Consider the following 15186-nt stretch of genomic DNA (forward strand, 5'->3'; position numbering starts at 1 on the left):
AATCGATTCTTGTTAGAACTTACTATTTTTTCGAGCGCACCGCGACTGCGGGCGTTCTCAGGCCGCTTTAGGCTTGGGCGCAAACTTCGGTGCGTGAAGCCCCAGCTGCATGCCTTGCTTGACCATGCCCATGATGTCTTCGTGGGCCAGGTCGAACAGACGCTTGAGGTTCGGCAGGACAAAATACAGGGGTTGCAAGATGTCGATGCGATACGGCGTGCGCATGGCTTCCAGTGGGTCGAAGGCTTGATGCTCCGGCTCGCTGGACAAGCTGTAGACCGTCTCTTTTGGCGAGGAGAGGATGCCGCCGCCGTAGATGCGCTGGCCTTGCGGGGTGTCGACCAGGCCGAACTCGATGGTCATCCAGTACAGGCGCGCCAGGTACACGCGCTCTTCTTTGGAGGCTTGTAGGCCGAGTTTGCCGTAGGTGTGGGTGAATTCTGCGAACCAAGGGTTGGTCAGGAGCGGGCAGTGGCCAAAAATCTCGTGGAAAATGTCCGGTTCTTGCAGGTAATCCAGCTCTTCACGGGTACGAATAAACGTCGCCACCGGAAACTGTTTGCTGGCCAGCAATTCGAAAAAGGTCTGGAAGGGGATCAGTGCTGGCACTCGGGCCACTTGCCAGCCAGTGGTCTCGCCGAGGACCTTGTTGATTTCACCCAGTTGCGGGATACGGTCGTGGGGCAGGCCGAGTTTTTCGATGCCGTCCAGGTATTCCTGGCACGCGCGATTCTCGATCACTTTCAGTTGGCGAGTGATCAGCGTATTCCACACCGCGTGTTCTTCGGCGGGGTAGTCGATAAAACCTTGCGCGTCGGGCTCGCGGGCCACGTACTGCGTCTGCTTCATGCTGCTCTCCTGCAAAGGGATACGTTCTTGTTATGTCTTGCCTGTATAGACCTAGAAATACGCCGAAGTGCACGACCTTGCAGCAGGGTGGCAGCGTTGTTTGCAGGAGGAATCTTCATTTTTTGTAAAGTATTCGTTACGCAATGCGCTCTGGTGCACAGCTATTGAGTTTTCCGGGTTTGAAAAGCGCTCTATCTGTCACATAATCTTGACGACTATCTGAGCGCCTCGGCAGAAAAATCCATCCGAGACGCTGCAATTACCTGTGTGGGAGCGAGCCTGTTCGCGAAGAGGCCATGTCAGTCGATATCGATTTTACTGCCATAGCGCATTCGCGAGCAGGCTCGCTCCCACAGGTTTTGCATTCCAGGCATCCACCGCTTTTTTAGGCCTTTATATGCGTATCAAAGTCCATTGCCAGAACCGCATCGGTATCCTGCGCGACATTCTCAATCTGCTGGTGGAGTACGGGATCAACGTTGCTCGCGGTGAAGTGGGGGGTGAGCACGGCAATGCGATTTACCTGCACTGTCCGAACCTGATCAACATCCAGTTCCAGGCGTTGCGTCCGAAGTTCGAGGCGATTGCTGGCGTGTTCGGTGTCAAGCGCGTAGGGCTGATGCCCAGTGAGCGTCGGCACATGGAGTTGAATGCATTGCTCGGGGCGCTGGAGTTTCCGGTGTTGTCCATTGATATGGGGGGCTCCATCGTGGCGGCGAACCGTGCTGCCGCTCAGTTGCTGGGGGTGCGTGTCGATGAGGTGCCGGGCATTCCGCTGTCGCGCTATGCCGAGGATTTCGACCTGCCGGAGTTGGTGCGCGCCAACAAGTCGCGAATCAATGGATTGCGGGTCAAGGTCAAGGGCGATGTGTTTCTTGCCGATATCGCGCCGTTGCAATCGGAGCACGATGACAGTGAGGCCATGGCCGGCGCTGTGCTGACGCTGCACCGGGCGGATCGGGTGGGTGAACGCATCTATAACGTGCGCAAGCAGGAGCTTCGCGGCTTCGACAGTATTTTCCAGAGTTCCAGGGTCATGGCGGCGGTGGTGCGCGAAGCCCGGCGCATGGCACCGCTGGATGCGCCGCTATTGATAGAAGGCGAAACCGGCACCGGCAAAGAGTTGCTGGCGCGCGCCTGTCACCTGGCCAGTCCTCGCGGGCAGTCGCCGCTGATGGCGCTCAACTGCGCCGGGTTGCCGGAGTCGATGGCTGAGACCGAGCTGTTTGGCTACGGTCCCGGTGCGTTCGAAGGCGCACGGGCCGAAGGCAAGCTCGGGCTGCTGGAGCTGACGGCGGGCGGTACGTTGTTTCTCGATGGGGTTGGGGAAATGAGTCCGCGCTTGCAGGTGAAACTGCTCAGGTTCTTGCAGGATGGATGCTTCCGTCGGGTGGGCAGTGACGAGGAGGTCTATCTGGATGTGCGGGTGATCTGTGCGACGCAGGTTGATCTGTCCGAGTTGTGCGCTCGCGGCGAGTTTCGCCAGGACCTTTACCATCGCTTGAATGTGCTTTCCCTGCACATCCCGCCGCTGCGTGAATGCCTCGACGGGTTGGCGCCACTGGTGGAGCATTTTCTCGATCAGGCCAGTCGGCAGATCGGTTGCCCATTACCCAAGTTGGCACCGGCGGCCATGGATCGACTCAGTCATTACCATTGGCCGGGTAACGTGCGGCAGTTGGAGAACGTACTGTTCCAGGCGGTTTCGTTGTGCGATGGCGGGATGGTCAAGGCCGAGCATATCCGGTTGCCCGATTACGGCGTGCGCCAGCCGCTTGGCGAATTCTCCCTGGAGGGCGGGCTGGACGAGATTGTCGGGCGCTTCGAGAAGGCGGTGCTGGAACGACTTTACTCGGAACATCCGAGCAGTCGGCAGTTGGGCAAGCGATTGGGGGTTTCCCACACCACCATTGCCAACAAGCTACGTGAGTACGAAGTAGGCAAGGAGTAGAACGTCAATCCCGCATTGTTTTGTGTTGGCTGCAAAGGCTGGCACTTGCCGTCAAGCGGCATATCCGCGCCGGTTTTTCGTCTTTGACACAATCAACAAAATCCCTCTGATACCTCTCAAGTCCTTTGTTTAGAGGGCTTCGTGCCATCAACGAAAAGTTGGTCTGCAAATTGCTTATGACTCAGCAGTACAGCAGTGGGCGGCAAACGTCCGGCATGCAGAGGAAAGACTGTGGACAAGTACCTTTATGTGGCAATGACCGGCGCCAGCCAGAACGCACTGGCGCAAAAGGCCCATGCCAACAACCTGGCGAACATTTCCACCAACGGTTTCCAGAAAGACCTGGAACAGGCTCGTTCGATGCCGGTATTTGGTGACAGCTTTCCGGCGCGTGCATTTGCCATGTCCGAGCGTCCAGCCACCGATTTCACGCCAGGCTCCCTGGTGGAAACCGGCCGTGACCTCGATGTGGCGGTCAGCGGCAATGGCTGGATCGCTGTGCAAAACCCGGGTGGCGGTGAAAGCTACGTGCGCACCGGCAGCCTGAATGTTGACGCTCTGGGTGTGCTGCGTGCCGGCAACGGCATGCCGGTGATGGGCAATGGCGGTCCTATCGCCGTGCCGCCCGAGCAGAAAATCGAAGTCGGTCAGGACGGCACCATCAGCATCCGTGCGATGGGCGAAGGCCCGCGTGTGATGGCTGAGGTCGACCGCATCAAACTGGTCAACCCCGATCTGAAGAGCATGACCAAGGGTCTGGACGGTTCGATCCACACCAAGGACGGCCAGCCAGCGGTGGCAGACGCCAACGTTCAACTGGTGTCGGGCTTCCTGGAGTCGAGCAACGTCAACGCCGTCGAGGAAATGACCTCGGTGCTGGCTTTGGCCAAGCAGTTCGAATTGCACATCAAGATGATGAACACCGCCAAAGATGACGACCAGGCCATGGCTCGGGTCTTGCAGATCAGCTAATTATCAGAACGTCGCGCCGTAAAACAGGCGCACGAGGAGAATCGAATGCTTCCGGCTCTATGGGTTGCCAAAACAGGTCTGTCCGCCCAGGACACTAACCTGACTACCATTTCCAACAACCTGGCGAACGTATCGACCACGGGTTTCAAGCGTGACCGTGCCGAGTTCCAGGACTTGCTGTACCAGATCAAACGCCAGCCGGGTGCTCAGTCGACCCAGGACAGCGAACTGCCGTCGGGCCTGCAAGTGGGTACGGGTGTGCGCATCGTCGGTACCCAGAAGAACTTCACCGCCGGCAGCCTGCAAACCACCGAAAATCCGTTGGACCTGGCGGTCGACGGTCGTGGTTTCTTCCAGATCCTGCAACCGGATGGCACTACCTCCTACACCCGTGACGGTACTTTCCACCTCGACTCCAACGGCCAGGTCGTGAACGCCAGCGGTTTTGCCCTGGAGCCGGCCATTGTCATCCCGAACGACGCGCAGACCTTCACGGTTGGTCGCGACGGCACCGTTTCGATCACTATCGCCGGCAACCCGGCTTCCCAGGTGATCGGCAATCTGCAAACCGCCGACTTCATCAACCCGGCCGGTCTGCAAGCAGTGGGTAACAACCTGTTCCTGGAAACCGCTGCCAGTGGCGCGCCGCAAGTCGGCACCCCGGGCCTGAACGGTTTCGGCACCACGCTGCAGAGCACCCTGGAAACGTCCAACGTCAGCACCGTTGAAGAGATGGTCAACATGATCACCACTCAGCGTGCCTACGAGATGAACTCCAAGGTGATCTCCACTGCCGACCAGATGCTCTCGTTCGTAACGCAGAATCTGTAATCAAGTCTATGGGGCGGCATGAGGCCGCCTGCAACACCGTGAGGTAGGGTCATGAAACGCTTTGTATCAGTTCTCGCATTGAGTGGGATCGCCGTGCTCGCGGGCTGCGTCGCCCCGACGCCGAAGCCCAATGACCCTTACTATGCGCCGGTGTTGCCCCGTACCCCGTTGCCGGCGGCGGCGAATAACGGCTCGATCTATCAGGCCGGTTTCGAGCAGAACCTGTACAGCGACCGTAAGGCATTCCGGGTGGGTGACATCATCACGATCACCCTGAACGAGAAGACCCAGGCGAGCAAAAACGCCAACTCGCAAGTGGCCAAGAACAGCAAGACGGGCGTCGGCCTGACCTCGCTGTTCGGCGCGGTGCCCAACACCAATAACCCGTTCGGCGATGGCGACCTGAGTCTCAGTGCTGGCTACAGCGGCGACCGAGCAACCAAGGGTGACAGCAAGGCCGGGCAGGGCAACAGCCTGACCGGCTCGATCACCGTGACCGTCGCCGACGTCTTGCCCAACGGCATCATTGCCGTGCGCGGCGAGAAGTGGATGACCCTCAACACGGGTGACGAGCTGGTGCGGATTGCCGGCCTGGTGCGGGCGGACGATATCGCCACCGACAACACCGTGTCATCGACCCGTGTCGCGGATGCGCGCATCACTTATTCGGGCACCGGTTCCTTTGCCGATGCGAGTCAGCCAGGCTGGTTCGACCGTTTCTTCCTAAGCCCGCTGTTCCCTTTCTAGGTGATGAATATTTCCATGCTTAACTTCAAGCACCTGATGGCGGCCATGTTGTTGCTGTCCACTTCCCTTGGCGTTCAGGCCGAGCGGTTGAAGGACATCGCCAGTATTTCGGGCGTGCGCTCCAACCAACTGATCGGCTACGGCCTGGTTGTCGGGCTTAACGGCACGGGCGACCAGACCACGCAAACGCCGTTCACCCTGCAGACCTTCAACAACATGTTGTCGCAGTTCGGCATCAAGGTGCCGGCCGGTTCCGGCAACGTGCAGTTGAAGAACGTCGCGGCAGTTTCGATCAGTGCAGAATTGCCGGCGTTCGCGAAGCCGGGTCAGCAGGTCGATATTACCGTCTCGTCCATCGGCAACTCCAAGAGCCTGCGTGGCGGCACCTTGCTGCTGACGCCGCTCAAGGGTATCGACGGTAACGTCTACGCGGTGGCTCAGGGCAACCTGGTGGTTGGCGGTTTTGATGCCGAGGGTCGCGACGGTTCGAAAATTACCGTCAACGTTCCGTCGGCCGGTCGCATCCCGGGTGGTGCATCGGTTGAGCGTGCGGTGCCGAGTGGCTTCAATCAGGGCAACAGCCTGACCCTGAACCTCAATCGTTCGGACTTCACCACGGCCAAGCGCATCGTTGACAAGATCAACGACATGCTTGGCCCTGGCGTTGCCCAGGCCGTCGACGGTGGTTCGATTCGCGTCACGGCACCGCTCGATCCGAGTCAGCGCGTGGATTATCTGTCGATCCTTGAAAACCTTGAGGTCGATCCGGGTCAGGCGGTGGCGAAAGTCATCATCAACTCGCGCACCGGCACCATCGTGATCGGCCAGAACGTCAAGGTTTCGCCGGCCGCTGTGACTCACGGCAGCCTGACGGTGACCATTACCGAAGACCCGATTGTCAGTCAGCCTGGCCCTCTGTCCAACGGCCAGACGGCGGTCGTGCCGCGCTCGCGGGTCAATGCTCAGCAAGAGGCCAAGCCGATGTTCAAATTCGGCCCGGGCACCACGCTGGATGAGATCGTCCGTGCGGTGAATCAGGTCGGCGCTGCGCCGGGTGACTTGATGGCCATCCTCGAAGCCCTGAAGCAGGCCGGCGCGTTGCAAGCCGACCTGATCGTGATTTGAGGTAGGGGTATGGATATTCGCAAGAGCGGTCTGGTCAGCAGTGGCGACTCGGGGTCCTATTCGGACCTCAACCGGCTTAATCAGCTCAAGGTGGGTGACAAGAACAGCGACGCGAACATGCGCAAGGTGGCGCAGGAGTTCGAGTCGTTGTTTCTCGGTGAGATGCTCAAGTCCATGCGTTCGGCGACCGAAGCGCTGGGCAAGGACAACCCGATGAATACGCCGGCGGCCAAGCAGTACCAGGAAATGTACGACCAGCAGTTGGCTGTTTCCATGTCTCGCGAGGGTGGCGGCATCGGTCTGGCGGATGTATTGATGCGCCAGATGTCGAAGAACAAACCGCTGGCGCCGGGCGAAGCGGCTGCGCTGTCGGCGGCCCATCAGCAGGCCGCGAAAGCGGCGGTAGAAACACCGGTTGCTGCTGGTACGGTCGGTACCAATGGTCCGCTTTCCCGGGTCAATGGCCAGCGTCCGTTGTGGGCTTCGCGTGCGATCAATCCACCGCAGGCCGAGGCCTCTCATCGCAATGACGTGGCGTTGCTCAATCAGCGTCGTTTGGCATTGCCGCCCAAGCTCGCCGATCGCCTGTTGGCCGGCCTGGTGCCTTCGGCATCGACGACCGCAATCAACACATCGGCGCTGCCTCAGCGCTCCACGGCGGCTGCCGATGCGCTGGTCAAGGGTGATTGGCAGGCGGCGAAAAGTTACGCAGTGCCGAGTGGGCGCATGCAGGTCTACGGTCGTGCCGTGGCTCAGCCACCGCTGGCTCCGGCGAAAAAAGCTTTCAGTTCCGCCGACGAATTTGTCGCCACCATGCTACCGATGGCGCAGCAGGCAGCCGAGCGTATTGGCATCGACCCGCGTTACCTGGTGGCCCAGGCCGCGCTGGAAACCGGCTGGGGTAAATCGGTCATGCGTCAGCAGGATGGCAGCAGTAGTCACAACCTGTTCGGCATCAAGGCTGGTCGCAGTTGGCAGGGGGATTCGGCGCGAGCGATTACCAGCGAATTCAGAAACGGCGCGATGGTCAAGGAGACGGCCGAGTTCCGTTCCTATGCCTCTTATCAGGACAGCTTCCACGATCTGGTCACGCTGTTGCAAAGCAACAATCGCTATCAAGAAGTGCTGAAGTCGGCCGATAAACCAGAACAGTTTGTACGCGAGTTGCAAAAAGCCGGGTATGCAACCGACCCGGATTACGCAAGCAAGATTTCGCAGATTGCCAAGCAGATGAAGAGCTACCAGAACTACGCTGCGGCAGGCGCTTCCACGAATTTATAAGGTCTGAATCATGAGTTTGCTCAATATCGGGATGTCGGGGCTGGCCGCTGGCCAGTCATCATTGATGACAACCGGCAATAACATTGCCAACGCCGACACCGCCGGTTATTCACGCCAGCAAACCGTGCAAGGTACCAAGGACTCGACTCAGTTCGGCAACCTCTACATCGGCACCGGCACCACGCTGGCCGACGTACGTCGGGTCTATAACAGTTACCTCGATCAGCAATTGCAGCTCAAGACTTCGCTCAACAGCGATGCGGCTGCCTACCTGGGTCAGGTCACCCCGATCGACAAGCTGCTGTCGGACAACGGCACTGGCCTGACCGGCGCGCTGACCAAGTTTTTCTCGTCCATGCAGAACGTGAACGCCAACCCGACCGATGATGCGTCGCGCCAGCTGTTGCTCAGCGATGCGCAAGCGCTGAGCAATCGTTTCAACACCGTTTCCAGTCAGTTGAACGAGCAGAACGCCAACATCAACGGCAGCCTGGGCACCATGGCCGATCAGGTCAACAAGCTGGCGACCACCGTGGCTCAGCTCAATCAGCGTATTTCCGAAGTGTCGAGCGGCGGCGGTATGCCCAACGACCTGCTGGATATGCGCAACGAGACCGTTCGCCAGCTGTCGACCTTCGTGGGCGTGCAGGTGAGCGAGCGCGGTTCCAATGTCGATCTTTACCTGCCGGGTGGTCAGCCACTGGTTATGGGCAATTCGGTCAACACGCTGGAAGTCGTGGCTGGCAAGATCGACCCGACGCGTTCCTCGATCCAGCTTAACCGTGGCTCCAGCACCATCGACATCACCGGCGCTGTGACCGGTGGTGAAATCGGCGGCCTGCTGCGTTACCGCGAAACAACGCTGGACCCGGCCATGAACGAGCTGGGTCGTGTGGCGCTGGTCGTTGCCGATCAAATGAACAGCCAGCTTGGCCAGGGCCTGGACAAGAACGGCGAGTTCGGTGCAGCGTTGTTCAACAACATCAACAGTGCCGCCCTGATCAGTCAGCGCAGCATCGCCAGCAGCAATAACAGTGTAGGTTCCGGCAACCTCAACGTGACCATCAAGGACACGGGCAAGCTGAGCACGGGTGACTACACCGTGACGTTCAGCACCGCCACCGACTATTCGGTCAAACGCGCCGATGGCTCGTTGCTGGGGCCTTTCAACACCGGGACGACGCCAGCACCGGTCATCGATGGTTTCAGTCTGAGCCTCAATGGCGGTGGCGCCTTGAGCGCAGGTGACAGCTTCAAGATCACCCCGACCCGTAATGCCGCGTCTAACATCAAGACCGAGATGACCGACGCCAAGCGTCTGGCCATTGCTGCGCCATTGAGCGCCAGCCTGCTGCCGGGCGCCAATGGCACTCTGAGCATCGCCGGTCAGCCGACGGTCAAGGTGCCCTTGGACATCTACAACCCGGCGGCCAACGCCGAGATGCAGACCGCGGTCAAGAACTCGGTGCCGGTCAAGCTGGTGTTCGGTCCTGAAGGCCCGAGCCAGTCCTTCAAGTACTACGATGCCAAGGGTACCCTGATGGGGTCCGGCAGCATCGTGCCAGGGCAAAACAATACCCTGAGCCTGCAAATCAAGATGGTCGACGCCACGGGTGCGCCGATCACCGATGGCGCAGTACCGCCCGTGCAGAAGACCTTTACCGTCGAAATGTCGGTGGCGGGTTCGCCTAAAGACGGTGATGGCCTGAACATCAAGTTCAACGGCGCCGACTCCAAGGACAACCGCAACGGCACGGCCCTGTCGAACCTGCAGACCAAGCAGACCGTCGATACCGGTTCCGTGAGCAAGGGCATCACCCTGGTTGATGCCTACGGCAAGCTGGTGGAAGGCGTCGGTGCCAAGGCCAGTCAGGGCAAGCTCGACAGTGCGGCGAACAATGCGATCCTGGCCAACGCCAAGGGCGCGCGTGACTCGCTGTCCGGCGTCGACCTCGATGAAGAGACCGGCAACCTGGTCAAGTATCAGCAGTATTACACCGCATCTTCGCAGATCATCAAGGCTGCGCAGGAAATGTTCAGCACCCTGATTAACAGTCTTTAAGGAGTCGTAGCCCATGCGCATTTCTACCGCCCAGTTTTACGAAGCCTCGGCTGCGAACTATCAGAAAAACTTCTCCAACGTGGTCAAGAGCAACGAAGAGGCCAGCAGCCTGATTCGCGTGAACACCGCCGCCGACGATCCGGTCGGTGCTGCTCGCCTGCTGCAGTTGGGCCAGCAAAGCGCGATGCTCGACCAGTACGCGGCTAACACCACGACGTTGAAGGGGACCCTCGGCCAGGCCGAATCGGTCATGACCAGCATTACCAACGTGCTGCAGCGCGCCAAGGAGCTGGCATTGGGGGCCGGCAACGCCGGTTACACCGACGCCGACCGCAAGGCCAACGCCTCGGAGCTGGGCCAGATCGAAGAGCAATTGCTGAGCCTGATGAACGCCAAGGATCAGAACGGCAAGTACATTTTTTCGGGGTCCAAGGGCGATACCGAACCGTTTGCCCGTAATTCCGATGGCACCTACAGCTACAACGGTGACCAGACCTCGCTGAGCCTGCCGATTGGCGACACCATGACCATGGCCACCAACAGCACGGGTTGGGATGTGTTCCAGCAGGCGATCAACACCAACCGCAGCCAGACCACCATGACCGCGCCCGCGGTGGATGACGGTCGTGTGGTGCTGTCCAACGGACAGGTCAACTCCAGCGTCAATTACAACGCCAATTTCCGGAGTGGCGAGCCTTACGTTGTCAGTTTTGTCAGCAGCACTCAGCTGAAAATCACTGATGCGGGCGGCAATGACGTCACGGCAGAGGCGAGCAAGAACGGTGTCATCAGTAACAACGTCGGGGCAAATTCGCAAACCGTGAGTTTCCGTGGTGTCGACCTGACCCTGAACATGAACCTCAAGGCGACGGATACCAACCCGGATGCCGTCATTGCCGGTCATGATTTCACCTTGGCTTCCAAGCCTGACACATTCACTAACTCGCGTATGCCGGGCAACCCGTCGACCGCTGTGGTTACGGGTGCCAGCGTCAGCAATCAGGCTGCATACACTGCCGCTTTCCCGAACGGTGGTGCGGTTCTGAAGTTCACCAGCGCCACGGCCTACGACCTGTATGCCTCGCCGTTGACGGCTGATAGCAAGCCGGTATCGAGCGGCACGGTGACAGGTGCAGGTACCACGGCGACCGCAGCGGGTGTTGACTTTTCCCTGGCGGGTGTGCCGGCAGCCGGCGATCAGTTCGTTGTTGCGGTCAACAACCATCAGACCCAGAACATTCTGGATACGGTCAGCCAGTTGCGTACCGCGTTGTCGACACCGACCAATGGCAACCCGGTTGCGGTGCAAAAACTCAACGCGGCCATCACCTCGGGTGTCGGCAACCTTGCCAGCGGCATGGACACGTTGAGCGAAGGTGTCAGTTCGATTGGTGGTCGCGGGTCGGCGCTGGCTATCCAGAGCGAAACCAACGAAAGCCTGGGCCTGGCCAACACCCAGACCCAATCGGCGATTCGTGATTCCGATCCGGCCGAGGTGATGACACGCCTGACCTTGCAGACGACCATGTTGCAAGCCTCGCAACTGGCGTTCAGCAAGATCTCGCAACTGGGTCTGTTCAACAAAGTCTGAGCCCATGCTTGTCTGGCATTGATCCAACTGCTGCATCTGCTTCAACCGTCGAGTGCAAACCGTCTTTTTTCAGCGGTTCGCGCAGCCCACTCACAGTGAGTGGGCTCGCGCCGCTCGAGAGTTCCCGCCGTGAATCCAGCTCCGCTTATCAGTATCGCCATCCCAGCTTTCAGTCCGCAGTTTTTCAAGGCAGCGCTGCAAAGCGCATTAAGTCAGAGTTATACCCCCCTCGAAGTGATTGTCTGCGACGACAGCATGGGTGATGAAATTCATGCCATCGTCCAGGCTTGTACCGTGCCGCAGAGCATTGTGCTGCGTTACGTGCGCAATAAGCAGCGCCTGGGCTTTCAGGGCAATCTGATTGCGTGCGCTGAAGAGGCGACGGGCGAGTACCTGAAGCTTCTTTGTGATGACGACCAGTTGGTACCAGAGTGCATCGAACGTCAGGTTCAGGGCTTCATCGGGCATGACGACGTGAGCCTGGTGATTGCGCAGCGCCAGTTCTGTGACGGTGACTACGTTCTGTTGCCCGAGCGTTTTGATAACGCCTGTTTTGCCTCGGGCGATACGTTGTTCAAGGGCGAAGACCTGCTTGGCGTCCTGGAAAGCAGTGCGGTGAACTTCCTCAGCGGTTTGAGCGGGGCGTTGTTGCGTACGCGTCAGGTGTTGGAGTATTTGCCGGTACTGACTCAAATGGACGCGGGCTTCGTGGCTCGGCTCGACCTGGCATTGTTCATTTGCCTGCTGCGCCGGGGCAATCTTGCCGTGGTCAGTCAGGTGCTCAGCTTCGAGCGATTGCACAAGGCACGCCTGAGTAATCAGCCAGAGGTTCAGCAGGCGGTGTTGACTGAGCTTGGCTGGCTGAGCCAGATGCTCGCCGTGCGCAGTGGTGAACCCGCACCAGCGCCGGGCTATGTGCGCTACATCGATCTGACTACGGCTGCGAAGGGCGAGCCTTATGCCTGGGAAGAACTCGCCTTGACCCGTTCTCTGGGGTTTACCCAGACGCTGATCCGCTCGCGGGTGGGCGAGGGCTGTGACAGCTTTGGCGAGGTGTATCGGCAGTGGCTGTCGTGCCGGACCCTGAACCCGGCTCAACAGCGTTTGCTGCCCACGCGTCTGGCCTCGTGGGCGTTGCAGCCGAGAATCGTCCCGGTGGTGATCGACGCGCAGGCTGACGGTGCCGCGCTGCGCATGACGCTGGAAAGCATCGAGCGTCAGGTGTACGCCGCCGAAGCGGTGGTGGTCCTGTCCAGTGACACCCTGTCGAGTTCGGTTGATGGCAAGGTGATCAGCATTGCTCTTGAGGGAGACGGCTTTGCCCAGCTCAACGGCGTGCTGGCGGATCTAGAGGGGGCGGACTGGTTCTACCTCGTTCGCGCCGGTGATCGCCTCAATGATCTGGCTCTGCTGTTGCTGGCCGAGCGCATCGTCGAAAGTGCCAATGTCTTGTGCATCTACACCGATGAGGGTGGCTTGCGTGACGAACTGTCGGTGGATCCGGTTTTCAAGGCCGACTTCAACCTCGACCTGCTGCGCAGCTATCCCTATATCGGTCGCACACTGGCCATTCAGCGCCAGCGCTTTTTGGCCATTGGTGGTTTCGACCCGGCCTATGCCGAGCTGAGTCCCCATGACGTGATCTGGCGCTTGGTCGAGGGGGGCGGCGCCCATGTCATCGAGCACATTGCCCAGGTGTTGGTGGAGTCCACCTTCAGCCTCTCGCAATGGCTTTCCCTGCCGCAGGTTATCGAGCAGAACCCGCGTGTCCTGGCGGCGCACCTGGACCGAATCGGTGTTCGTCACCAAGTGCGCGTTGGCGACCTGCCGCTGATCAATCGGGTTGACTATCAACACGAGCATCAGCCGCTGGTCTCGATCATCCTTGTTGCCAAGGACCGGATCGGCGCGCTTCAGCGTTGTGTCGAGCGGGTGCTGGAACACACTGCGTATGCTCACTACGAGTTGCTGATTGTCGACAATGGCAGCATCACCGCCGAGGCCCGCGACTGGTTCGCGGCCATGGAGCAGATGGGCAGCGACAAGCTGCGGATTCTGCGTTGCGATTACCCTGAAAACCCGGCAGCCGCGCAGAATTTTGCAGCAGGCCAGGCGCGTGGTGAGTATTTGGTGTTGTTGAGCACCCACTGCCAGGTTGTCAGTGGCGACTGGCTGCATGAGCTGCTCAATCACGGGATGCGCCCGGAGGTTGGCGTGGTGGGCGGGCGCCTGGTCAGCCCGCAGGGGCGCATTGAAGGCTCGGCGCTGATCCTGGGGATGCGCGGGCCGGTGGGCGTGCCGTGGCGTGGCGAGCCGTTGAATACCTCCGGTTACATGCAGCGCCAGCAGACCGTACAGAACCTCAGTGCGGTCGATGCGCAGTGCCTGCTGATCCGTAAAAAGGTGTTCGATGACCTGCAGGGTTTCGATGAGCAGGCGTTCGCCCAGGCACTCAATGGCCCGGACCTGTGCTTGCGGGTGCGGCGTAGTGGTTACCTGGTGGTCTGGACGCCGTATGCCGAATCGGTCCAGGTGGCGGCCGAGGCTATCGATGGCCCGGTGGCGCAATCGCTGCTGGCAGAACGGAAGAGTTTCTATCAGCGCTGGTTGCCGATCATTGCCCGAGATCCGGCGTACAACACTAACCTGAGCCTGGGCACCAACAACTTCAACCTGGAGCCGGGTTCGCTTGCAGGCTGGAATCCGTTTACCCGGCACATGTTGCCTCGGGTTTTGGCGATTCCGATCAACGAAACCGCTGTTGGCCATTACCGTGTTATCCAGCCGTTCCTTGAGCTGGAAGCCGCCGGGCGGGTGCTCGGGAATCTGTCGTTCCACACGCCATCGGACATCGAATTGGAGCGTCAGGCGCCTGACGTGATCATCTTGCAAGGGCGCTATAGTCAGAGCGCGGTGGACGAAGTGGAGCGGGTAAAAAACAGCTCCCGGGCCTTTCGGATCTTCGAGCTCGACGACTACGTGATCAAGGTCCCGAAGAAAAACGCTCACCTGCGCAAGGCAGTGGTCGGAGTCGAGGGCATCGTGCGTCGCGGCATTGGCTTGTGCGATCGCGTCGTGGTGTCGACCCAGCCGTTGGCGGACACGCTCAAGGGCATGCATCACGACATTCGTGTGGTGCCGAACATGCTGGCGCCCCACCTATGGACCGGGCTGACCAGCCAGCGCCGCACCTCGCGCAAGCCGCGAGTCGGTTGGGGTGGCGGGACCAGCCATGATGGCGACCTGGCGATCATTGCCGATGTGGTGCGCATCCTGGCCGATGAAGTGGATTGGGTGTTCTTCGGCATGTGCCCGCCGTCGCTGCGCGGCTACGTTCGCGAGTTCTACCCCGCGATCGGCTTGCAAGCCTACCCGGCCAAACTGGCGAGCCTGAACCTCGACCTGGCATTGGCGCCCCTGGAGTTCCACATCTTCAACGACTGCAAGAGCAACCTGCGCTTGCTGGAGTACGGCGCGTGCGGCTACCCGGTGATTTGCACCGACACCGAGGCGTACCGCGGCTACCTGCCGTGTACCAAGGTCGTCAGCAACAGCGCCGAGGAATGGCTGGCCGCTATTCGCATGCACCTGGCCGATCCTGAGGCCAGTTATCGCATGGGCGATGCGTTGCGTGAGGAAGTGCTGCGCGACTACATGCTGCGTGGCGACAACTTGAATAATTGGATCAACGGCTGGCTGCCTGACTGATTCGTCGCCAGGCGTCAACCTGGCCAGCTCGGGCAATCCGAGCTGGCGCGTTTCCTGCAAGTCCCCCCG

General features: G+C 59.9%; 10 protein-coding genes. 9 read left to right on the plus strand and 1 reads right to left on the minus strand.

All coding sequences use genetic code 11. The features are described 5' to 3' along the window. Positions 1-57: 57 nt before the first annotated feature. A complete protein-coding gene (gene phhA, locus AC1Z1G_RS07700) occupies positions 58-849 on the minus strand; it encodes a phenylalanine 4-monooxygenase (RefSeq protein ID WP_483626171.1) in 792 nt (263 codons plus the stop codon). A gap of 397 nt (positions 850-1246) precedes the next feature. Here phhA and AC1Z1G_RS07705 point away from each other — a divergent pair, with 397 nt between their 5' ends. The 9 genes from AC1Z1G_RS07705 to AC1Z1G_RS07745 all read left to right on the plus strand — a co-directional run bounded on the left by AC1Z1G_RS07705 (position 1247) and on the right by AC1Z1G_RS07745 (position 15117). After that, positions 1247-2800 (plus strand): sigma-54-dependent transcriptional regulator, encoded by a 1554-nt coding sequence (locus AC1Z1G_RS07705; RefSeq protein WP_483626172.1) that lies wholly within the window; start codon positions 1247-1249, stop codon positions 2798-2800. Positions 2801-3031: 231 nt separating this feature from the next. Continuing rightward, positions 3032-3772, plus strand: a complete 741-nt coding sequence (locus AC1Z1G_RS07710; RefSeq protein ID WP_483626173.1) for a flagellar basal body rod protein FlgF — start codon at positions 3032-3034, stop codon at positions 3770-3772. Positions 3773-3817: 45 nt separating this feature from the next. Beyond that, positions 3818-4603: a flagellar basal-body rod protein FlgG gene (gene flgG / locus AC1Z1G_RS07715; RefSeq protein WP_483626174.1), complete on the plus strand. Its 786-nt coding sequence runs from the start codon at positions 3818-3820 to the stop codon at positions 4601-4603. A gap of 51 nt (positions 4604-4654) precedes the next feature. Further along, entirely contained in the window at positions 4655-5350 is a 696-nt protein-coding gene (gene flgH / locus AC1Z1G_RS07720) for a flagellar basal body L-ring protein FlgH (protein WP_483626175.1), read from the plus strand. A 15-nt stretch (positions 5351-5365) separates the two neighbouring features. Further along, on the plus strand, positions 5366-6475 hold the full coding sequence (locus AC1Z1G_RS07725; RefSeq protein ID WP_483626177.1) for a flagellar basal body P-ring protein FlgI: 1110 nt from the start codon (positions 5366-5368) through the stop codon (positions 6473-6475). 9 nt (positions 6476-6484) lie between these two features. Then, complete coding sequence (gene flgJ, locus AC1Z1G_RS07730; RefSeq protein WP_483626179.1) at positions 6485-7756, plus strand: flagellar assembly peptidoglycan hydrolase FlgJ; 1272 nt, start codon at positions 6485-6487, stop codon at positions 7754-7756. A 10-nt stretch (positions 7757-7766) separates the two neighbouring features. Continuing rightward, positions 7767-9818 carry a flagellar hook-associated protein FlgK gene (gene flgK / locus AC1Z1G_RS07735; protein WP_483626180.1) on the plus strand — a complete coding sequence of 684 codons (2052 nt, stop codon included), beginning with the start codon at positions 7767-7769 and terminating at the stop codon, positions 9816-9818. 13 nt (positions 9819-9831) lie between these two features. Then, positions 9832-11409 (plus strand): flagellar hook-associated protein 3, encoded by a 1578-nt coding sequence (locus tag AC1Z1G_RS07740; RefSeq protein ID WP_483626182.1) that lies wholly within the window; start codon positions 9832-9834, stop codon positions 11407-11409. 129 nt (positions 11410-11538) lie between these two features. Next, positions 11539-15117: a glycosyltransferase gene (locus tag AC1Z1G_RS07745; protein WP_483626184.1), complete on the plus strand. Its 3579-nt coding sequence runs from the start codon at positions 11539-11541 to the stop codon at positions 15115-15117. Positions 15118-15186: the final 69 nt, after the last annotated feature.

The organism is Pseudomonas sp. JL27(2026), assembly GCF_056933555.1.

Coding starts and splice junctions, on each gene's coding strand:
- phhA (WP_483626171.1), bottom strand. CDS start 849: ATGAAGCAGACGCAGTACGTGGCCCGCGAGCCCGACGCGCAAGGTTTT.
- AC1Z1G_RS07705 (WP_483626172.1), top strand. CDS start 1,247: ATGCGTATCAAAGTCCATTGCCAGAACCGCATCGGTATCCTGCGCGAC.
- flgG (WP_483626174.1), top strand. CDS start 3,818: ATGCTTCCGGCTCTATGGGTTGCCAAAACAGGTCTGTCCGCCCAGGAC.
- flgH (WP_483626175.1), top strand. CDS start 4,655: ATGAAACGCTTTGTATCAGTTCTCGCATTGAGTGGGATCGCCGTGCTC.
- AC1Z1G_RS07725 (WP_483626177.1), top strand. CDS start 5,366: ATGCTTAACTTCAAGCACCTGATGGCGGCCATGTTGTTGCTGTCCACT.
- flgJ (WP_483626179.1), top strand. CDS start 6,485: ATGGATATTCGCAAGAGCGGTCTGGTCAGCAGTGGCGACTCGGGGTCC.
- flgK (WP_483626180.1), top strand. CDS start 7,767: ATGAGTTTGCTCAATATCGGGATGTCGGGGCTGGCCGCTGGCCAGTCA.
- AC1Z1G_RS07740 (WP_483626182.1), top strand. CDS start 9,832: ATGCGCATTTCTACCGCCCAGTTTTACGAAGCCTCGGCTGCGAACTAT.